General features: G+C 72.8%; 16 protein-coding genes. 12 read left to right on the top strand and 4 right to left on the bottom strand.

Translation table 11 applies throughout. The features are described 5' to 3' along the window. The first annotated feature begins 72 nt into the window (after window positions 1-72). From J3A75_RS28335 to J3A75_RS28325, 3 genes are read left to right on the top strand one after another with little or no spacing between them, the layout of a single operon-like run. Window positions 73-471 (top strand): DUF350 domain-containing protein, encoded by a 399-nt coding sequence (locus J3A75_RS28335; protein WP_071000130.1) that lies wholly within the window; start codon window positions 73-75, stop codon window positions 469-471. Window positions 472-478: 7 nt separating this feature from the next. Beyond that, complete coding sequence (locus J3A75_RS28330) at window positions 479-1,219, top strand: DUF1190 domain-containing protein (RefSeq protein WP_024828872.1); 741 nt, start codon at window positions 479-481, stop codon at window positions 1,217-1,219. Next, entirely contained in the window at window positions 1,219-2,379 is a 1,161-nt protein-coding gene (locus J3A75_RS28325; protein ID WP_209650843.1) for a glutathionylspermidine synthase family protein, read from the top strand. Before J3A75_RS28330 ends, J3A75_RS28325 begins: the two co-directional genes overlap by 1 nt. A gap of 31 nt (window positions 2,380-2,410) precedes the next feature. Here the strand turns inward: J3A75_RS28325 and J3A75_RS28320 are convergent, their stop codons facing one another. After that, window positions 2,411-3,007 carry a hypothetical protein gene (locus tag J3A75_RS28320; RefSeq protein WP_071000129.1) on the bottom strand — a complete coding sequence of 199 codons (597 nt, stop codon included), beginning with the start codon at window positions 3,005-3,007 and terminating at the stop codon, window positions 2,411-2,413. A gap of 357 nt (window positions 3,008-3,364) precedes the next feature. Between J3A75_RS28320 and J3A75_RS28315 the strand changes: the two genes are divergently transcribed. Then, entirely contained in the window at window positions 3,365-4,318 is a 954-nt protein-coding gene (locus J3A75_RS28315) for a YiiG family protein (protein ID WP_071000128.1), read from the top strand. 28 nt (window positions 4,319-4,346) lie between these two features. Here the strand turns inward: J3A75_RS28315 and J3A75_RS28310 are convergent, their stop codons facing one another. From J3A75_RS28310 to J3A75_RS28300, 3 genes are all read right to left on the bottom strand, one after another. Further along, entirely contained in the window at window positions 4,347-5,186 is an 840-nt protein-coding gene (locus tag J3A75_RS28310; RefSeq protein ID WP_159392771.1) for a hypothetical protein, read from the bottom strand. An 8-nt stretch (window positions 5,187-5,194) separates the two neighbouring features. Then, window positions 5,195-5,662 (bottom strand): hypothetical protein, encoded by a 468-nt coding sequence (locus J3A75_RS28305; protein ID WP_024828875.1) that lies wholly within the window; start codon window positions 5,660-5,662, stop codon window positions 5,195-5,197. A 143-nt stretch (window positions 5,663-5,805) separates the two neighbouring features. Next, entirely contained in the window at window positions 5,806-6,876 is a 1,071-nt protein-coding gene (locus J3A75_RS28300; RefSeq protein WP_083374402.1) for a DUF4424 domain-containing protein, read from the bottom strand. Between the two features lie 644 nt (window positions 6,877-7,520). On the opposite strand from J3A75_RS28300, the gene J3A75_RS28295 reads away from it, so the two are divergent. The 8 genes from J3A75_RS28295 to J3A75_RS28260 all read left to right on the top strand — a co-directional run bounded on the left by J3A75_RS28295 (window position 7,521) and on the right by J3A75_RS28260 (window position 20,347). Beyond that, window positions 7,521-8,099 carry a peroxidase-related enzyme gene (locus J3A75_RS28295; RefSeq protein WP_071000126.1) on the top strand — a complete coding sequence of 193 codons (579 nt, stop codon included), beginning with the start codon at window positions 7,521-7,523 and terminating at the stop codon, window positions 8,097-8,099. 321 nt (window positions 8,100-8,420) lie between these two features. Then, window positions 8,421-10,676, top strand: coding sequence for an ATP-binding protein (locus tag J3A75_RS28290; protein ID WP_029360296.1), 2,256 nt, complete (start codon window positions 8,421-8,423; stop codon window positions 10,674-10,676). Further along, entirely contained in the window at window positions 10,676-11,137 is a 462-nt protein-coding gene (locus J3A75_RS28285; RefSeq protein WP_012321190.1) for a response regulator, read from the top strand. Before J3A75_RS28290 ends, J3A75_RS28285 begins: the two co-directional genes overlap by 1 nt. Then, window positions 11,134-12,861 (top strand): hybrid sensor histidine kinase/response regulator, encoded by a 1,728-nt coding sequence (locus tag J3A75_RS28280; RefSeq protein ID WP_071000125.1) that lies wholly within the window; start codon window positions 11,134-11,136, stop codon window positions 12,859-12,861. Before J3A75_RS28285 ends, J3A75_RS28280 begins: the two co-directional genes overlap by 4 nt. A gap of 216 nt (window positions 12,862-13,077) precedes the next feature. After that, window positions 13,078-16,308, top strand: coding sequence for a PAS domain-containing protein (locus J3A75_RS28275; protein ID WP_209650842.1), 3,231 nt, complete (start codon window positions 13,078-13,080; stop codon window positions 16,306-16,308). Between the two features lie 131 nt (window positions 16,309-16,439). Beyond that, on the top strand, window positions 16,440-17,045 hold the full coding sequence (locus tag J3A75_RS28270; protein WP_071000123.1) for an SOUL family heme-binding protein: 606 nt from the start codon (window positions 16,440-16,442) through the stop codon (window positions 17,043-17,045). A 255-nt stretch (window positions 17,046-17,300) separates the two neighbouring features. Then, complete coding sequence (locus J3A75_RS28265) at window positions 17,301-19,907, top strand: TonB-dependent receptor (RefSeq protein ID WP_071000122.1); 2,607 nt, start codon at window positions 17,301-17,303, stop codon at window positions 19,905-19,907. Window positions 19,908-20,116: 209 nt separating this feature from the next. Next, the gene (locus tag J3A75_RS28260; RefSeq protein WP_024828882.1) at window positions 20,117-20,347 is read left to right on the top strand and encodes a DUF6894 family protein; all 231 of its coding nucleotides are present in this window, start codon (window positions 20,117-20,119) and stop codon (window positions 20,345-20,347) included. Window positions 20,348-20,351 lie beyond the last annotated feature (4 nt).

Below are 20,351 nucleotides of genomic sequence, written 5' to 3'. Positions count from 1 at the left end.
GCGATTCGACCGGAAGACCTGTCCGGTCGCGGCGCGCGCGACGATCGGGGCCGGCGAGACGGCGGGTCTTGCGTGACCCTGGTCTTTGGACTGCCCGACTTCCTGCTCTATCTCGGCACTGCGGCCGGGCTGATCGGCCTCTACCTGCTGATCTACACCCTCGCCACCGCGCACAACGAGCTCGCGCTGATCCGCCGGGACGTGACGGCGGCCGCCGTCGCGCTGGGCGGGAGCCTGGTCGGCTTCACCCTGCCGCTGGCGGTGGCGATCTACAACGCGGCGTCCCTGCTCGACTGCCTGGTCTGGGGGCTGATCGCCCTCGTGATCCAGATCGCGATCTACTGGCTCGTGCGCCTCGCGGTGCCGGACCTGTCGCGGCGCATCGAGGAGGACCGCGCCGCCGCCGCGATCCTCCTCGGCGCGGCCTCGCTGGCGGGGGGCGTCGTGAACGCCGCCTCGATGACCTATTGAGGGGCCGGTGACGGAGACCGCGCCAGCTCCCGACGCGGCCCCCGATGCTGCCGGCCGCGCCGCCGGCGGGTCCGCGACCGGCTTCGCCGCCGCCCGCCGCTCCAAGCGCTCGGCCGCCGTGTCTCTGGTCCTGGTCGCGGGCGCCGGCGCGGCCGCCCTGACGCTCGGCGGCCTCGACCCGTCCCAGCGGGAGGAGGAGGCGCTCGTCTACGGGACGCTCGGCGCCTGCATCGCCCAGCAGCTGCGCGGCGCCGAGGCCTGCATCGCCGCCTACACGAGCGCGCAGGAGACCTACGCGGCGACGGCGCCGCGCTACGAGACCGAGGCCGATTGCCAGCGCCACCACGGGACCGGCGGCTGCACGCCGGGCGCGCAGGTCACGGAGGCCGCGCGCGGCCGCTACCTGCCGGTGATGGCCGCCTTCATGATGGGGCGGACGGACGCGCAGGACCTGCCGGTCCAGCCGCTCTACCCGCACGCGCCCGAGGAGGAGCGCGACGAGGCCGGGACCGCGACGGCCGGGCACAGGGGCGGCTACTGCACCGGTGCGGGCGGCCGGGTCGCCTACGCGGGCGGCGCCTCGCGGGTCCACGTCCCCGCCTCGGTCGCCCGCACCGCGAGCACGACGAGCACGACGACGAGCACGACCCCGCGCACGGTCAGCCGCGGCGGCTTCGGCGGCACCGGGCGGGCGACGGCGTTCTCCGGAGGCTCGGGCGGCCGCGCGGGCGGGTTCGGCGGCGGCTGATGCGCCGCGTGCCGATCCCGGAGCGGCCCGACTGGCGGCTCCACGCCGCGCGCGCCGGCTTCACCTTCCACACGTTCGACGGCGCCCCCTACTGGGACGAGAGCGCCTACTACGCCTTCAGCCTCGCGGAGATCGAGGACGCCATCGAGGCGCCGAGCGCCGCGCTGCACGACCTCTGCCTCGCCTTCGTGGACCGGGCGGTCCGGGACGCGGCGATCCTCCGCTCGCTGCGGATCCCGGAGCACGCCTGGGACGCGATCCGGGCGAGCTGGGCGCGGTGCGATCCCAGCCTGTACGGGCGCTTCGACTTCAGCTACGGCGGCGACGGGCCGGCCAAGCTCCTGGAGTACAACGCCGACACGCCCACCGCCCTCTACGAGAGCGCGGTTTTCCAGTGGCTGTGGCTGGAGGACGGGCTGGCGCGGGGACGCCTCCCCGCCGGCGCCGATCAGTTCAACACCCTGCACGAGGCGCTGGTGGCGCGCCTCGCCGCCGTGGCGCCCCCGGAGGGCGTCGCCTTCGCGGGCTTCCCCGACGCGCCGGAGGATCGCGGCACGCTGGCCTATCTCCAGGACTGCGCGCTGCAGGCCGGCCGCCCCGCCCCCTTCCTGCCGGTCGAGGCGATCGGGCTCGCGGAGGACGGGCGCTTCGTGGACGCGGCCGGCATCCCGATCGGCTGCCTGTTCAAGCTCTACCCGTGGGAGTGGATGTTCGCCGACCCGTTCGGCCGGGCGGTCGGCGCGGCGGCGACCCGCTTCCTGGAGCCGCCCTGGAAGGCGGTGCTCTCCAACAAGGGGCTGCTGGCCCATCTCTGGGCGATGGCGCCGGGCCATCCCAACCTGCTGCCGGCCTTCTTCGAGGAGGACCCGGCCAAGGCCGCGCTGGGCCGGAGCTTCGTGAGGAAACCCCTCTACGGCCGCGAGGGCGCCAACGTGCTGATCGTGCGCGACGGCGCCGTCGCGGCGCGCGACGAGGGTCCCTACGGCGGCGAGGGCTACGTGCGGCAGGCCCTGGCCGCGCTGCCCGATTTCGACGGCCGCCGCGCGCTGGTCGGCAGCTGGATGGTCGGCGACCGGCCCGCCGGCCTGTGCCTGCGCGAGTCGGACGGCCTCATCACGACCGACCGGGCCCGGTTCGTGCCGCACCTCATCGCGCCGTGACCGGGTGCGGGTCGCGGGTCCGGGTCGCCTGTCACCGGTCCAGCGCCGCGAGCTCCCGCCGCATATTCGATCGCGCGGGCCCCTCCAGCTCGGCCCGGGCCCGGTCGGTGACGAACAGCGGCCGGCCGGACTCGAGGGTCCCCCGCAGGAAGGCCGCGCGCCCCCGCCGGTAGGCGGCCGCGCCCACGAACGGGACGAATTCCCGCGCCACGCCGGTGGCGTAGCCGTCGTAGGCGGCCGGCGCCGCCCCCAGGATCGCCATGTCCATGTCGAGGAAGACCGCGACGTCCGCGGCGAGCGCGGCCGGCAGGCCGTCCGGGACGGCGTGCCGCTCGGTCGCCAGGATCATCGTCTCGGCCGCCGCCAGCGCGGGCGCCGGGACCGCGCCGTCCAGCAGCGCCCGCAGGAGCGCGGCGCTGCGGCGCTCGTTGTCCGGGGCGCCCGGCCGGTAGACGGCGTCGTGGAACCAGATCGCCAGTTCCACCGCGTCGGGATCCCGGACCGTCCCGCGGCGGGCGCGGAACGCCTCCAGGAGCGCGTCGATATGCGCTTGGCCGTGATAGACGCGATGCGGCTCGGCCAGCCGGGCGCGCAGGTCAGCCAGGATGCGGGGATGGCCGTCGAGCATCGGCCGATCCTCTACCCGATCCGCCTCCGCGGGACGAGGCGGGATCGCGCCGCCGGTGCGGGGCGTCGCGGGCGCGCCGGGACGACCGGACGATGCGGCCCAGCGGCTGTCCCGGCCCGGTCCCCGGGGGCGGGCTTCCGGACGCCGCGATAGACGTTCCCGGCCTTGACCTCCGACATCGCGCGAGATCATCGTCCCGGTGGCGATGATCGGGGATGTGATCGTCGATCTCTCCGATAAACGGTCGCTGTCGATCCCGTGAGATCTATTGGGCGCGATCGACCCGATCCCGCGTCTGGTCTTCGCGCAGATCGCCGGCTACACGGGAACAACCCATCCGGAGGATCCCCCGCGCCCATGAGAGCGACGACCCTGAGAACGACGACTTGGTTGATGCTGGCGACGCTGCTCGCGGCCGCCCCGGCCCGCGCGCAGGCCCCCGCCCCGTCGCCGGCGGGGCCGACGACCAAGCCCGAGAGCGACCCCGCGCAGGAGACGATCCGCAAGCTCAACGCCTATGTCGGCCTCCTCAACCGGACCCTGCGGGCGCAGGAATCGCTCAGCCGCTATCAGAGCTGGGTCAACATGAAGACCGGCCCGACCGGCCGCGAGCGGACCATCTACGGCCTCTACGGGCTCTACGACGTGCGCGGCGAGATCGCGAAGGCGGAGGCCGCGACGGCGCAGCCGCCCGCGATGCCGGACCTCGACGGCGCCGTGAAGAGCTACATCGCCGCCTATCAGGCGCTCGCCCCGACGGTCACCGAGGCGGAGGGCTACTACGAGCGGCAGGATTACCGCGCGGACAAGATGGAGCAGGGCAAGGCGCTCCACGCCAAGCTCGCCGTCGCGGGGCCGGCCTTCCTGGCGGCGCGCGCCAGGGTCGAGGCCGCGCTGCGGGTCGAGAAGGAGAAGAGCGACGCGCTGGAACTCGCCGCCCTCGAGGCGCGGGAGGGTCGCAAGGCGCGCTGGCACGTCGCGAACGTGATGACCGCGTGCCGCAAGGTCATGGACCTGCTGCCCACCGACGCCGAGCCGGTCGTCGAGATGGCGGCCTTCGAGGCCGCGCTCGGGCGCTACGCCGCCGCCGTGAAGGACATGGACGGGTACAGCGCCGCCAACCCGAACTCCTTCCACGTGTTCGAGAGCCGGCCGCGCGCGCTCCTGGGCAAGCTGCGCGAGTTCGACGCCAAGCTCGCCAAGGCCAAGGGCGACGCCCGGCGCGGCGCCGGGCGCGACGTGACCTGGATCGTGAACGACTACAACATGATGGTGTCGACCGCGCAGACGGCCACGACCTTCTCGCGGTGACCGGAGGCGCCCGGGACCCGGGGCGCCGTCAGCGGGTGCTCCGGGCCGGTTCCGTCGGGCGCAGCGAGGTCGCGGCCGCCGTGACGGCCGCCCGCCACCGCGCCTGCTCGGCCGCGGGGTAGCGGACGCGCAGGGTGACGAAGGCGCCGCCGCGCCCGCCCGCCAGGAGGGTCTTCCGGTACAGGATTCCGGCCGCCGTCGTGCAGGAGAACACGATCCAGCCGGGCTTGCGCGCCGCGTATTCGGGCGGCTGCCGCAGGCAGGTCTGCCGATCCGCGGCCACGACGGCGTCGAGATCCTGGTCGCGCGCGGCGTTCAGGCCCGACACCGTCAGCTGCAGGTGGCCGTCGGCCGAGTGGAAGGCCTGCCCGTCGCCGTTGTCCGGCGGCGGCTCCGCGACGAGGTCGGCGGGCACGTCGACGGAGAAGCCGAAACGGGCGTTGACCACGTGCCGCAGCGCGGGCGTGTCCGACAAGGCCCGGCTCCAGTCGCGCCGGACCCGCGCGATCCGCGCGGTGTAGGCGCGCGTCAGGCAGGCCGTGTCCGGGCAGGTGTCGCGGACCCGCGCGCGCCAGCGCGCGTGGTCCTCGCCGAAGGTGTCGATCGCCTGGCCGGTCTCCCCGTCGACCCCGCGTGTCTCGCCCACGATCCTGTCGAACAGGCGCCTGAGTTCGTCGTCCAGCCGCGTCAGGGCGGGGTCGGCACAGATCAGCGTCTCGACCCTGCCCCGATTCCCGGCGCAATCCGGGGCCGCCCGGGCGGAGGGGACGCCCGCGCCCGCGCCGAGGCCGAGCGCCAGCACGCGCAGCACGGCCGGCCATCGCGGCGGCCGCGCGGTCGCGCGATGCGCGCGCGGGGTGCTCGGCACGGCCGCGCTCACAGGCTGTCATCCTCGATCCTGACGAGCGTCCAGCAGGCCGCCCGGCGAAACGTGTAGGTGATCTGCAGGCCCGTATCGGGCTTGAACAGCTTGACGCGCATCGCGTCGGCCCCCGCGGCGCTCAGCGCCTGTTTCAGGCCGTCGGTCTTCTGCGTCCGGAGGCTCGGCATCAGCGGGAAGCGCAGCGCGTCGGCGCCGAGCATCGTCGTCACCGGCTTCGGTTCGGGCTCGGCCTCGGGATCGATCGTGTCGCTGCGCAGGGGCACGGCGACGAACGCCTTCTGGACCGCGACGTCGTCGGCGAAAGCGGCCAGGAAACCCGGGAAGTCCCGCGCGGGACAGGCCGGCGCCGCCTGGGCGCCCACGGTGCCGAGCGCGGCGAGCGCGCCGACGAGGCCCGGTCGGAGGATCGATCGGACGCCTGATCGCGCGCTCGGGCGCGCCGGACGAGCTTGGATACGCACGGAATCCCTCCTGTGGCGGTCTGGACGTGATCGGCAGTACAATCTCGGCCGGCACGGGCCGTCGGGTCTGCGCGGCGCGGGATCCGGGTCGTCGCGGCCGGCCGCCGGGCCCGCCGGATCCGGGCAGCGTGGCGCGCCGCCGCTCATCGGCCCGCCGTGGTCTTGAGCAGCAGGACGTCGATGTCGCGCCGGGGCACGTAATCCGTCGCGACGCTCTCGAAGGTCGTCGGGCCCGTCTTGCGGACGCCGGTGCCGCAGAACGACACGAGCGTCGCGGGATCGCCCTTGTCCACGGTCAGCTTGAACGTGCCGATCGGCCCGGCCCAGTTGCCGCCGGAGGTGATCACGTAGGACAGGTACTGCTCGAAGGCCTGGATTCCCCGCCCGCCCGCCGCCTCGACCCTGCGGGCGAGCGCCTGGGCCGCCTTCAGGAAGGCCGCGTCCGTGCAGTATTTCCGCGCGTACTCGGCCCTCTCGTCGGCGCCCTCGGTCGCGGTACCGAACGACAGGCTGGACAGGCCGCCGAGGCCCGGAACGTAGCTCTGCCGGACGACGACGTCGCGTCCCGCCGGGAAGATCTGCCGGCGCCAGAACTTCGACCGCAGGGTCCAGACCGGGAATAGGCTCGTCGTGCCGTTGCCCATCTCCTGGGCCTCCAGGAGGCCGTCGGCCACGAGGCGGCGGCGCTGATCCTCGCTCAGGGCCGCCAGAGCGGCCTCGGTGGCCTCGACCGTCGGGACGAGGGGGATGCCGAGGCTCCTCAGCCGCCCGGTCACCTCGACCTCCGGCTTGCCGGCCGGCGTGACGAAGGCGCGCTGCTCGACCTGCGAGTCGACCGGCCGGCCGTCGACCTCGGTGGTGAAGCGGAGGAAGTTGTCGTGCTTCGGGTCGGCGATGTTGAGCATCGCGTCGGGACCGCCGGATATGTCGGGCATCGGGAACGCGATCGTCGTCTCGACGTCCCGGTCGGTCAGGTTGTGGAAGCGGTAGGCGATCCGCACCGCCTTCTCGGACAGGAAGAGGTCCTCGGAGACGAGGGCGATCCGGTCCGTCTTCTCCAGGACGAGGCCGCCGGCCGCGAGGGCCGCGACGCTGTCGTCGGCCCGGACCGGACGCGGCAGGGCCGTCGACAGGATCGCCGGTAGGAACGCTGGCAGGAGCGCCGGCAGCAGCAGGGCGAGGCGCGGGGTGCGGGGCGTGGCTGGGGTTCGCACGGCTGTCGGGCTCGCTGGTTGGATCCGTCGGTGCGGGGGCGGCGCGGGCTTCGGAAGGTCCGGAGGCCTACGCGGCCCAGGGTGGGTCCCGGCGCGGACACCGCTCGCCCGGGCGCGACACGGGCTTCGATCCGCCGCCCCGCGGCAGCGACAGCTTCGTCCAGACCGTCTTCCGTCGCGGCACACCGGTCCTCCCCGCGGCGCGCCGTCGCGCGCCATCGAATCCCGGCCGGACCGGACGGAAGCTTTCGGGCAGAGTTGAGGCCGATCGCGAGGGCCGTGTCAGGTCGAGGCCGCGAGAAAGCACCGCCGTCAGCGAGACGCGTGGATCCCTAAGCTCCGCGTCGCGGGCTTCGTCCCCGCCGTGACGGGGCGATACAGGCCCGCGCGGCGCCACGAGCGGCAACGGTTATTCTCGAAGATCGTCGCTCATGAGCGATCGAAGGTATTCACGTCCCGGTTCTGCTGCTGAAATAGACCGGCGTCTCGCGCTGTTCCGGTCGTAAGCGCGCGGTCCGGTCCGCGGTCCGGCCCGCGGCCCCGCTCGATTGCGTCGGCGGGACCGTTCGGTCTATCGGCTGACCGGGACGGCCGGCGGCCTCGGGCGCCGGCTCGATCTGCGACGATCTGCGAGGAGCGCGCCCGTGTCAGCCGAAGACGCCCCGATCGGCCGCTTCCCGATCCCCCGCCTGGAGACCTTGCCGGACGACATCCGCGCGCGGATCGAGGCGGTGCAGGAGAAGTCCGGCTTCGTCCCGAACGTGTTCCTGGTGCTGGCCCACCGCCCGGACGAGTTCCGGGCCTTCTTCGCCTACCACGACGCCCTCATGGACAGGCCGGGCAACCTGACCAAGGCCGAGCGCGAGATGATCGTCGTGGCGACCTCGGCCATCAACCAGTGCCAGTACTGCGTGATCGCCCACGGGGCGATCCTCCGGATCCGCGCCAAAAATCCGCTGATCGCCGATCAGGTGGCGATCAACTACCGCAAGGCCGATATCACCGACCGGCAGAAGGCGATGCTCGACTTCGCCATGCTGGTCAGCCAGTCCGCGCACCAAGTCGGGGAGGCCGCGTTCGCGGCGCTCAGGGCTCACGGATTCGACGACGCGGATGCCTGGGACATCGCCGCCATCGCGGCCTTCTTCGGCCTGTCGAACCGGCTGGCGAACGTCACCAGCCTGCGCCCCAACCCGGAATTCTACGCGCTGGGGCGCGGCTGACGGCGCGGCGTCCCCCGCCGCCGGCGAGCCGAGCGCGGGTCCCGATCGTTCGCGCGGCCCGGATCTCGCGATCCAGACCCCAGGGGTGCCGCTCCCCGCAGGCTCGGCGCCCTGGGGCATCGCCGGAGCCCCGCCGTGCGACCTGGCGTCGCGCGCGCGAGGCGGATGAGACGGCTCCCGCCTCCTGAGCCCGGCCCGGACGGCGCGCGCGGACGGGGCGGGCCGTCCCGACCCGTGCTTTAAGCCTATAGGAGCGGCCCGGTTCGGCTGTTAACACGCGTTAAACTCTGCGACTGACCCGGTGAGGAGGCGAATCCCGGCTTGAACCTTCGAAGCGGCGCGGCCCCGCGTCTCGACCTGAGCGCGTGCGATCGCGAGCCCATCCACATCGTCGGCAGCGTCCAGCCGCACGGGTTCCTGCTCGGCCTCGAGGCCCGGTCCCTCACCATCGTCCAGGCGAGCGCCAACGCCCCCGCGGCGGCTACGGTCGGAACCGTGCTCGACGCGGCCCTGCCCGACCTCGCGGCCGTCGTCCGCCACCATCTCGCGGCGGCCGAGCAACAGGACGGCGCCCTCTATCTCCGGACCGTGACGCTGGAGACCGGCGGCGGCCGTCAGGCCTACGAGGTCGCGGCTCACCGGGTCGACGATCTCGTCGTGCTGGAACTGGAGGAGATCGACGCGGCCGCGGCCGAGATCGGCGTCGACGTGCTCACCCCGCGCCTGCGGGCCTTCGTCGAGCGCCTGCAGACCGCCCGCACCGTCGAGGACCTCTGCCGGTTCGTCGCCGAGGACATCCGCCAGATCACCGGCCTCGACCGCGCCCTGGTCTACCGGTTCGACCGCGACTGGCACGGCACGGTGCTGGCGGAGGCCGGCAACGGCGTCCTGCCCTCCTACCTCGACCTGCGCTTCCCCGCCTCCGACATCCCCGTCCAGGCGCGCGAGCTCTACCGCCGGAACCGCCTGCGCATCATCCCCGATGCCGGCTACGTCCCCGTGCCGATCCGGCCGGCCACCACGCCCTCCGGCAAGCCGCTGGACCTCAGCCAGTCGGTGCTGCGCTCGGTCTCGCCGGTCCATGTCGAGTACATGCGCAACATGGGCACGATGGCGTCCATGTCGGTGTCGATCCTCGTGGACGGCGGCCTCTGGGGCCTGATCTCCTGCCACAACCGCACGCCCAAGCGCGTGCCCCTGCAGGCGCGCAACGCCTGCGACGTGCTCACCCAGATCTTCGCCCTGCAGCTCTCGGCCCGCGAGCGCGGCGCCCAGTCCGAGAAGCGGCTGGCGCTCGGCGCCGTGCAGGCGCGCCTCCTGGCGTTCATGGCCGAGGAGGACAGCTTCGTCGACGGCCTGCTCAACCACCCCGACGACGTCCTGGCCCTGGTGGACGCGACCGGCGCCGCGGTGGTGACGGCGGACCGCTGCCGGCTGCTCGGGGCGACGCCGGCGGAGCGGGAGGTCCGCGCCCTCTACCGGTGGCTGTCCGAGCGCGACGATTCCGAGGAGGTCTTCGTCTCCGAGGCCCTGTCGGAGGCGTTCCCGGCCGCCGCCGCCTTCGCCGAGCGGGCGAGCGGCCTCCTGGCGATCTCGGTCTCGAAGAAGTACGCGAGCTACATCCTCTGGTTCAGGCCCGAGGTCGTGCGGACGGTGAAGTGGGGCGGCAATCCCGTGAAGGCCGTCCGGCCCGATCCGGAGGGCGGACCGGACCGGCTGCACCCGCGCAAGTCGTTCGAGATCTGGAAGGAGACCGTGCAGGGCCGCTCCCTGCCCTGGTCCGACCCGGAGGTGGAGGCCGCCAAGGACCTGCGCGCCTCGGTGCTCGGCATCGTGCTCCGCCGGGCCGAGGAGCTCGCCGCCATGAGCGAGGAGCTGCAGCGCTCGAACAAGGAGCTGGAGGCGTTCTCGTACTCGGTCAGCCACGACCTGCGCGCGCCGTTCCGCCACATCGTCGGCTACGCGAACCTGCTCAAGACCCGCGAGGGCGCCCAGCTCTCCGACAAGGGCCGGCACTACGTGGAGACGATCATCGAGGCGGCCTTCTCGGCCGGCACCCTGGTCGACAGCCTCCTGAGCTTCTCGCAGATGGGCCGGCACGCCCTCAACAAGGTCTGGGGCGACATGAACGCCCTGGTCGAGGAGGTCCGCCGGAAGGTTCTGCGCGACGTCACCCCCGACCGGACCCTCCGCTGGGAGATCGCGCCGCTGGGCCGCGCCTATGCCGACCCCGTCATGCTGCGGCTCGTCATCGAGAACCTGCTGTCGAACGCCGTGAAGTACACCCGCGGCACCCCGGAGGCGGTGATCGCGATGGGCAGCCTCCCGCCCCGGGAGGGCGAGGCGGTCTACTTCGTGCGCGACAACGGCGCCGGGTTCGACATGGCCTACGTCGACAAGCTGTTCGGCGTCTTCCAGCGGCTGCACCGGGTCGAGGAGTTCGAGGGCACCGGCATCGGCCTCGCCAATGTCCGGCGCATCGTCGAGCGCCACGGCGGGCGGACCTGGGCCGAGGGCAAGCTCGGCGAGGGCGCCACCTTCTACTTCACCCTGCCCATCCGGGAGGAGGCGCACTGATGGCGGGACTGAAGCCCATCCTCCTGGTCGAGGACAATCCGAACGACATCGAGCTGACGCTGGCGGCGCTCGAATCGAGCCAGCTCGCCAACGAGATCGTCATCTGCCGCGACGGCGCCGAGGCCCTCGACTTCATCTACCGGCGGGGCGTGCACGAGAAGCGGCAGGCCCAGGATCCCGCGGTGGTCCTGCTCGACCTCAAGCTGCCGAAGGTCGACGGCCTGGAGGTGCTCGCCAAGATCAAGGGGGACCCGGTCACCCGCCAGGTGCCGGTGGTGATGCTGACCTCGTCCCGCGAGGAGACCGACCTGGTGCGCTCCTACGATCTCGGGGTGAACGCCTTCGTGGTGAAGCCGGTCGCCTTCGAGGAGTTCTTCGCGGCGATCAAGGAGATCGGCGTCTTCTGGGCCCTCCTCAACGAGCCGCCGCCGTACCGGGGAGGCTGGCCATCGAACGCGTGATCGGACCTTCCGCGGGTCCGCTGCGCATCCTCCACCTGGAGGACAGCGACCTCGACGCCGAGCTGATCGAGGCCGAGCTGGAGAGCCTCGGGCACCCGGTCGCGATCGAGCGGGTGATGACCCGCGACGCCTTCGCCCGCGCGGCGGTCGCCGGCCGGCACGACCTCATCCTGGCGGACTACGTCCTGCCGACCTTCGACGGCGTGAGTGCCCTCGGCATCGCCCGGGCGCAGTGCCCCGACACGCCGTTCATCTTCTGCTCGGGCACGCTCGGCGAGGATGTCGCGGTCGAGGCCCTGAAGAACGGCGCCACCGACTACGTCGTCAAGCAGCGCCTCGACCGCATGCCGCGCACGATCGTCCGCGCGCTGGCCGAGGCGCGGGCGCGCGCCGACAAGCGCGAGGCCGAGGCCGCCCTGCAGGCGCTCAACGAGACGCTGGAGGTGCGCATCGCCGAGCGGACCCGGGAACTCGCCGCGGCCAACGAGGCCCTCCAGGCCCAGATCGTCGAGCGAGAGCGGGCGGAGGACGCCCTGCGCCTCGCCCAGCGCCTGGACGCGGTCGGCCAGCTCACGAGCGGCGTCGCGCACGACTTCAACAACCTGCTGACGGTGATCGCCGGCAACATCGAGTTCCTCGAGAGGGTCGTCTCCGACACCCGCTCGAAGCGCCGCCTCGCCATGATGCGCGGGGCCGCCGAGCGCGGCGCCCGGCTCACCGCGCAGCTCCTCGCCTTCTCCCGGCGCCAGCGCCTGGAGCCGACGCCGGTCAGCCTCAACCAGACGGTCGCGTCGATGCGCGACCTGCTGCAGAGCTCGATCGGCGGCGCGGTCCGCATCGAGACGACCCTTCAGCCCGACCTGTGGCCGGCCCTGGTCGACGCCACCCAGATCGAGCTCGTGATCCTGAACCTCGCCATCAACGCCCGCGACGCGATGGCGGTGGGCGGCCGGCTCGCCATCGAGACCGCCAATGTCAGCGTCACCGGGGCGCCGACGCGGCCCGAGCAGCCGGCGCCCGGCGCCTACGTCATGGTCGCGGTGAGCGACACCGGCACCGGGATGACGCCGGACGTGCTGGCGCGGGTGTTCGAGCCGTTCTTCACCACCAAGGAGGTCGGCAAGGGGTCGGGTCTCGGGCTCGCCCAGGTCTACGGCTTCGTCAAGCAGTCCGGCGGCGGCATCCGCATCGACACGGTCGCGGGCGAGGGCACCTCGATCAAGGTCTACCTGCCCCGGGCCGCGGAGCCCGAGGGCGCCGTGCCCCGCCTGCCGGTCGCGGCCGAGGCCGCGCGGGCGCACCCGCCCGGAGGCGGCCCCCGGCTCCTGGTGGTCGACGACGACGCCGAGGTGCGCGAGGTGACGACGACCCGCCTGATCGAGGCCGGCTACGCGGTGCGCGAGGCGGCCTCCGGCCTCCAGGCGCTGGCCGCCCTGGAGGCGGATCCGGGCGTCGACCTCATCGTGATGGACTTCGCCATGCCGGGCATGAACGGGGCCGAGACGGCCCTGGAGGTCCGGAAGCGCTGGCCGGCGCTGCCGGTCCTGTTCGTCACCGGCTTCGCCGACACCAGCGCCCTGACCAAGGCCGGCGCCGTCGGCACCGACGCGATCGTGCTGAAGCCGTTCCGCGTCGGGGAACTCGAGGGCAAGGTCGCCGCCGCCCTGGCGGCCCGCCCACCGGCGCAGCTCCGGCTGATCTCGGGCCGCGACAGGAGCGCCTGAGACGTCCTGAGGGCGTCCTCCACACGGGTCGCGGCGTTCGACGGGCCCGACTTGATCGATGCAGTTGCACAGGCCCGCGCGCTGGGGCACCGATGGCACTGCGGGCACCGTACGGCCCCTCCGCGCCGGCGCGAGGCCGCCCTGTCAGCCGGGCCCCGCGGCCGGAACGGTGGCGCCAGGCGGAGCGCTGCCCATCGCGGAGCCTGTCCCTGTCCCATGTCCGAGACCGTCAGGACCGCGGATCTGCCCTTCCTCGCGGAGGGCGGCGCGATGGGCGCGCGGGTGCGCGCCCACGACTGGTCCGGCTCGCCGCTCGGGCGGCCGGAGCGCTGGGCGCCGTGCCTGCGGGCGACGCTGAGCCTGATCCTGGGCTCGCGCTTCCCGATGTTCGTGGCGTTCGGGCCCGACCTCGTCTTCCTCTACAACGACGCCTACGCGGAGATCCTGGGCGACAAGCATCCCGCGGCGCTCGGCGCGCGCTTCCGCGACGTCTGGCCGGAGATCTGGCCCGAGATCGGGCCCCTGATCGACCGGGCGCTCGCCGGCGCGGCGACCTGGTCCGAGAACATGCCCCTGACCATGAACCGGCACGGCTACGACGAGCCGACCTGGTTCACCTTCTCGTACGCGCCGGTGCGCGACGAGGCCGGCCGGGTCGCCGGCCTGTACTGCGCCTGCACGGAGACGACCGGCCGCGTCCTGGCCGAGGCGCGGCTGCGGGAGACGGAGGCGCGGATCCGCGCGCTCGCCGACCACCTCCCGGGCGGCTACGTCTACCAGCTCGCCATGGCCCCCGACGGCGCGGACCGGCGCTTCCTCTACGTGTCGCAGGGGTTCGAGCGCATGACCGGCGTGGCGGCCGAGGCGGTCCTCGCCGACCCGGCCGTCGCCTACGACCTGATCCTGCCGGAGTACCGCGCCGGCCTCGCCGAGGCCGAGGCCGGCGCGATCCGCGACCTCGCGCATTTCGACGTCGAGGCGCCGATGCGCCGGCCGGACGGCACCCGCGTCTGGACGCGCATCATCTCGGCGCCCCGCCGCGTCGGCGACGGCCTGGTCTGGGACGGGCTGCACCTCGACGACACGGTGCGCCACCGGACCGAGGAGCAGCTGCGGGAGAGCGAGCGGCGCCTGCGGCTCGCGACCGAGTCGGCCGAGATCGGCCTCTGGGACGTCGACGTCGTCGCCGACACCCTGTTCTGGCCGGCGCGGGTCAAGGCGATGTTCGGGATCTCGGCCGACGTGCCGGTCACGATGGCCGATTACTACGCCGGCCTGCATCCCGAGGACCGGGAGGCCACGAGCGCGGCCTTCGCCTCCGCCCTCGATCCCGACCGGCGCGCCCTCTACGACGTCGAGTACCGCACCGTCGGCAAGGAGGACGGCGTCGTGCGCTGGGTCGCCGCCAAGGGGCGCGGGATCTTCGAGGGCGGGCGCTGCGTGCGGGTGATCGGTACGGCGATCGACGTCACCGCCCGCAAGCAGGCCGAGGAGGCCCTGCGCGCCAGTGAGGCGCAGTTCCGCGTCCTGTCGCAGGTGCTGCCGAACTTCGTCTGGGCGACCGACGCCGGCGGGGCGGCGGACTGGTTCAACGAGCGCGTCTACGCCTACGCGGGCCGGGAGCCCGGCACCCTCGACGGGGCGGGCTGGCGGGGGATCATCCACCCCGACGACCGGGACCGGGTCGACGAGGAATGGCGGGCGGCCGTCCGGTCGCGGGCCGACTACCAGTCCGAGTACCGCCTGCGCCGCGCCGACGGCGCCTATCGCTGGTTCCTGGCCCGGGCGCAGCCGGTCCGGGCGGCCGACGGCGCGGTCACCCGCTGGGTCGGCACCAGCACCGACATCGACGACCAGAAGCGGCTCATGGCCGAGCTCGTGCGCTTCAACGTGACCCTCGAGCAGCGCGTGGCCGAGCGCACCGCCGAGCACGACCGGGTCTGGCGCAACTCGCGCGACCTCCTGGTCGTGGTCGGGGCCGACGGCATCTTCCGCGCGGTCAACCCGGCCTGGCAGACGATCCTGGGGCACGAGCCGGCCGAGGTGGTGGGCCGCAGCTTCCTGGATTTCGTCTGGCCGGAGGATGCGGGCCCGACCCGGGAGGCCCTCGACGCCGCCGCGGCCGCGCGCGACCTGACCGATTTCGAGAACCGCTACCGGCACAAGGACGGCACCCCGCGGCTGATCTCGTGGCGCACCTCCGTCGAGGGCGCGCACGTCTACGCCTACGGCCGCGACGTCACCGCCGAGAAGGCCCAGGCCGAGGCGCTCCGGCACGCCGAGGAGGCCCTGCGGCAGTCGCAGAAGCTGGAGGCGGTGGGGCAGCTCACCGGCGGCGTCGCCCACGACTTCAACAACCTTCTGACGATCATCCGCTCGTCGGTGGACTTCCTGCGCCGTCCCGATCTGGCGGAGGAGCGCCGGTCCCGCTACCTCAACGCCGTCTCGGAGACGGTGGACCGGGCGGCCAAGCTCACCGGCCAGCTCCTCGCCTTCGCGCGGCGGCAGGCGCTGAAGCCCGAGATCCTCGACGTCGGCGCGCGGCTGCGCAGCGTGGCCGACCTGCTCGACACGGTCACGGGCGCCCGCATCGCGGTCGTGACCGAGCTGCCGGACCAGCCCTGCTTCATCCGGGTCGACCTCAGCCAGTTCGAGACCGCGCTGGTCAACATGGCGGTGAACGCCCGGGACGCCATGGACGGCGCCGGCACGCTGACCCTGCGCCTGCATTGCGGCGCGGCGCTGCCGCCGATCCGCGGCCATGCCGGCGCCCCCGGCCCGTTCGCGGCGATCGCCCTCACCGACACCGGCACCGGCATCGCGCCGGACGTCCTGACGCGGGTGTTCGAGCCGTTCTTCACCACCAAGGAGGTCGGGAAGGGCACGGGCCTCGGCCTGTCCCAGGTCTTCGGCTTCGCCAAGCAGTCCGGCGGCGACGTCGCGGTCGAGAGCGCGCCCGGCCGCGGCGCCACCTTCACGCTCTACCTGCCGCAGGTCGAGCCCGAGGCGTCCTGCGCGGCCGCCGCCGCGGAGGCGGCCGCGCTCGATCCCGGCGGCGCGGGGCAGCGCGTGCTGGTGGTGGAGGACAACATCGAGGTCGGCCGCTTCGCCACGCAGATCCTGGAGGATCTCGGCTACGCGACGACCTGGGCGGCCAATGCCGAGGAGGCGCTGGATCAGCTCGGGGCCGACGGCGCGGCCTTCGACGTCGTGTTCTCCGACGTGGTCATGCCCGGGATGGGCGGGATCGCGCTGGCCCGGCTCCTCCGGCGGCGGATGCCGCACCTGCCGGTGGTGCTGGCCTCCGGCTACAGCCACGTCCTCGCCCAGGAGGGGATCCGCGACTTCGAGCTGCTGCCCAAGCCCTACTCCGCCGACCAGGTCTCGCGCGTGCTGCGCAAGGTCGTCGGCGCGCGGCGGAGGCGGCCGAGGGGCGGGCAGCCCTGATGAGGCTGGGCGCTGCCGGGACAAGCGGAGACCTGACGCCGCAGCCGGGCGGCGACGGGCGGTCCCGGCGCCATGTTCCCGCGGGAGGTTCCGCGCGCGGGGGAGACGCCGCGCCCGCCCCCGGAGGTCCCATGGACAGGGTCATGTACGCGCTCGTCACCCTAGCGGAGGCGGTGCTCGGGATCTTCGGCGTGCGGGCGCTCTACGAGCAGCCCGCCTACACGGTCGTCGCGCGCCTCGACCGCGGGGTCGAGATCCGGTCCTACGCGCCGCGCCTCGCGGTCGAGACCGACGCGCGCGGCCAGGGCGACGGCGACGCCTTCGGGCGGCTGTTCCGCTACATCACCGGCGCGAACCGGGCGGGCGACCGCATCGCCATGACGGCGCCGGTGGAGAGCGGCGGCCGGCGCCTCGCCGCGACGGTCCCGGTGGAGCAGGACGGCACCGGCACGATGCGGTTCTTCCTGCCGCGCGCGGTGGCGGCGGCCGGGGCGCCGGCGCCGACCGGGCCGGGGGTCCGGCTGGTCGAGCTCCCGGCCGAGCGGATCGCGGCCCTGCGCTTCTCCGGCCGCCTCACCCCGGAGGCGCGGGCCGCGCAGGCGGCCATCCTCGCCGCGGTCCTGGCGGCGGCCGGCCGCGCCCCGGCCGGCGCGCCGTTCGTCATGGGGTACGACCCGCCCTTCGCGATCCCGTTCCTGCGCCGGAACGAGGTCGCCGTCCGCCTGCCGCCGCCGTGAGCCCGGGTCCGATCCTGTCGGCCGGTCTCATTGCGCAATCGTCCCGGTTAGTCCTTCACAATAGTCCCGAAGACTTGCGCCAATCTTCGTCTCTTGTTGTCTTTGTGCAACAGACCGCACCATTCACGCATTCAGGTCGTCCCCGACAGGGATTAAACAGAATGTGAATTGAGGTCCGGACCCGACCCGAGATCAGTGAGGCTCTCGCAGCCGACGAGAAGCGGCGCGTGCCTTGAATCCAGGTTGGGGGAAGATATGCGTGCCCTACGAGGCAGCTTGATCGCGTCCGCGGCGCTGTTGCCCGGTGTCGCGCAGGCTCAACAAGCCGTCACCCTCGGTGAGATCAGCGTCGTCTCGACTTCGCCGGTGGGTGCGGGTGGCGGCACGTCCAGCGGCGCCGAGAATCTCAATACCGTCGCCCAGGCCGCGCCGACCTTGCCGGTCCCGGCCGGCGGGGTGCGCCTGCGCGGCTCCGAGCAGCCGCTCAACAAGATCCCCAGCACCGTCGAGACCGTGACGGCGCGGCAGATCGAGGTCGATCAGGGCACCGACAACGTGATCGCCACGCTGGCGCGGCGGACGCCCGGGGTGAACCTCAACGACTCGCAGGGCAACGCGAACCGGGTCGACCTCAGCTACCGCGGCTTCACGGCCTCGTCGGTCCAGGGCGTGCCGCAGGGGCTGGCCGTCTACCAGAACGGCGTGCGCATCAACGAGGCCTTCGGCGACATCGTCAATTTCGACCTCATCCCCCCGCAGGCGATCCAGCGCATCGACGTCGTCACCGGCAACCCGGTCTTCGGCCTCAACGCCATCGGCGGCGCGGTCAACATCCAGATGAAGAACGGCTTCACCTGGCAGGGCACCGAGATCTCGGCCTGGGGCGGCTCGGACGCGCGCACCGCCGGCTACCTGGAGTACGGCAAGATCTCCGGTCCCTGGAGCTTCTACTTCACCGGCGACGGCCTGAACGACCGCGGCTGGCGCTACCAGAACCCGAGCACGATCGGCCGCCTCTACGCGGATCTCGGCTACCGCTCGCAGGATTCGGAATTCCACCTGATCGGGCTCGCCGCCCGCAGCTTCTACGGCGCCGCCGCCGCCACGCCGGTGGACTTCACCCATCTCGACCCGCGGGCGATCTTCACCTACCCGCAGACCCAGACGACGCAGGTCGGAACGCTCCAGCTGACCGGCCGGGTCGACATCTCACCGACCTGGGACCTCGCCGGCAACGCCTATTACCGGCGCTTCAGCGAGTTCTACGTCGACGGCAACCAGGGCAACTTCGAGAACTGCAGCAGCCGCAGCAGCTTCCGGGGCTCGCTCTGCTACCAGGACGACGCGTTCAACGTGAACGCGCCGCCCACCAGCCAGGTGGCGGCCCGCCGCGCCTACGCCAACCAGTTCGCGATCCTCGGCCTGAACAACCAGACGATCCCGTTCCTGCGGAACATCCCGTACGGCACGATCGACACGACCCTCACCGAGGCCGAATCCTACGGCGGCTCGCTCCAGGCCGCCAACCGCGACCGGATCTTCGGCCTGAACAACGCCTTCGTGGTCGGCGGCAGCGTCGACGCCTCCACCTTCGCGTTCAAATCGTCCAGCCAGCTGGGCGTCATCAACCCGAACCTGTCGATCACCGTCGACCCGAACAACCCGTACTACGGCACGATCCCGGGCCTCGGCACGCCGGACATCCGCACCCTCGGGGCGATCGGCCTCGCGCCGAGCAACGTCAGCGGCTCGACCCTGTATCTCGGCCTCTACGCCACCGACACACTGGACGTGACCGACCGGCTGTCGCTGACCGGCGGCTTCCGGCTCAACTACGCGCGCATCCAGACCCGGGACCAGACCGGCTTCGCGCCGGACGTGACCGGCGCCCACGAGTACACCAAGGTCAACCCGCTCGCGGGCCTGACCTACCAGTTCGACCCGGCGCTCAACCTCTACGGCGGCTACTCGGAATCGAACCGCGCCCCGACCCCGCTGGAGCTGTCCTGCTCCAGCCCGACCCAGCCGTGCCTGCTGCCGAACTCGCTCGTGGCCGATCCGCCGCTCAAGCAGGTCACCGGCCGGACCTACGAGGCCGGTTTCCGCGGCGTGATCCCGGCCTTCCTGTCGGGCGGCGCCCTCACCTACAAGGCCGGCGTCTACCGCACCGACCTGTCCAACGACCTCTACCAGGTCGCCGTCGCCGGCAACGCCGCCCGCGCCTACTACATCAACGTGCCCGCGACCCGGCGCCAGGGCATCGAGGTCAGCGCCGAGTACGCGGTCACGCCCGACCTGCTGATCTACGCCAACTACGCCCTGGTCGACGCGACCTTCCAGTTCAACGCGACCCTCTCGTCGCCCAACAACCCGCTGGCGAGCACCGGCGCGGCCGGCGGCGCCGCGGGCGGCGACGTGATCCCGAACGGCGGCATCCGCGTCCGGCCGGGCGACAAGATCCCGCTGATCCCCGACCACCAGATCAAGGCGGGCTTCGAGTACAGCATCACCCCGAACTGGCGCTTCGGCCTCAACGTCTCGGCCTTCTCGTCGTCCTACTACCGGGGCGACGAGTCGAACCTCAACCGCAAGCTGCCGGCCTACTACGTGATGAACCTGACGACGAAGTATCAGGTCAGCAAGAACCTAGAGATCTTCGGGCTGATCACCAACCTGACCAACAACCGCTACGCCACGTTCGGCACCTTCGCGGAGACGGGCGCGGTCGCCGGCAACCTGTCGATCAACGACCCGCGGACCACGACCCTGGCGCAGCCGCTCTCGATCTACGCCGGCCTGACCTACCGGTTCGGGGCGGATCCGGTCCCGATGGCGCCGGAGCCGATCATCCGGAAGTACTGAGCCCGTCCGAGGGGGGAACGACGGAGCGAGGGGCTGCGGGATCCGCGGCCCCTCTTCCGTTTGAGGCATCGCGTCTTCGCGCCCGGACGATGAGCCCGGACTTTCAAACCCAGATGAGTGCGGCGGCCGACCCGATCTGTATCCCTGATCGGCCATCGGCGAGGCTTGCGGGCGCTCCCGTCCCGGTCATTCCGATCCCGGAGACACCCATGCCGCGCTACTTCATCGACACCGTCGACCACGTCGCCGTCCGGGACGACGAGGGCACGGTCCTCCCGGACCGGGCCGCCCTGCGGGACCTGCTGCGCCGGACCCTGACGGCGCTCCTGCACGACGAGGGCGAGGAGACCGGGGTGAACGACTTCACCGCCCGCGCCTACGACGAGGACGGTCGCCTCGTGATGCGGGCCCGGGCCAGCTTCCACGTCGTGGACCCGTAGGGGA

The organism is Methylobacterium sp. PvP105 (assembly GCF_017876975.1).
In the GTDB taxonomy this organism is placed as follows: domain Bacteria; phylum Pseudomonadota; class Alphaproteobacteria; order Rhizobiales; family Beijerinckiaceae; genus Methylobacterium; species Methylobacterium radiotolerans.
This window is presented reverse-complemented; position numbering and strand designations above follow the sequence as displayed.

Bases quoted from the DNA above. Each gene is read 5' to 3' on its own strand.
- J3A75_RS28265 (WP_071000122.1), top strand. From the start codon at position 17,301: ATGCGTGCCCTACGAGGCAGCTTGATCGCGTCCGCGGCGCTGTTGCCC.
- J3A75_RS28325 (WP_209650843.1), top strand. From the start codon at position 1,219: ATGCGCCGCGTGCCGATCCCGGAGCGGCCCGACTGGCGGCTCCACGCC.
- J3A75_RS28275 (WP_209650842.1), top strand. From the start codon at position 13,078: ATGTCCGAGACCGTCAGGACCGCGGATCTGCCCTTCCTCGCGGAGGGC.
- J3A75_RS28270 (WP_071000123.1), top strand. From the start codon at position 16,440: ATGGACAGGGTCATGTACGCGCTCGTCACCCTAGCGGAGGCGGTGCTC.
- J3A75_RS28260 (WP_024828882.1), top strand. From the start codon at position 20,117: ATGCCGCGCTACTTCATCGACACCGTCGACCACGTCGCCGTCCGGGAC.
- J3A75_RS28285 (WP_012321190.1), top strand. From the start codon at position 10,676: ATGGCGGGACTGAAGCCCATCCTCCTGGTCGAGGACAATCCGAACGAC.
- J3A75_RS28320 (WP_071000129.1), bottom strand. From the start codon at position 3,007: ATGCTCGACGGCCATCCCCGCATCCTGGCTGACCTGCGCGCCCGGCTG.
- J3A75_RS28315 (WP_071000128.1), top strand. From the start codon at position 3,365: ATGAGAGCGACGACCCTGAGAACGACGACTTGGTTGATGCTGGCGACG.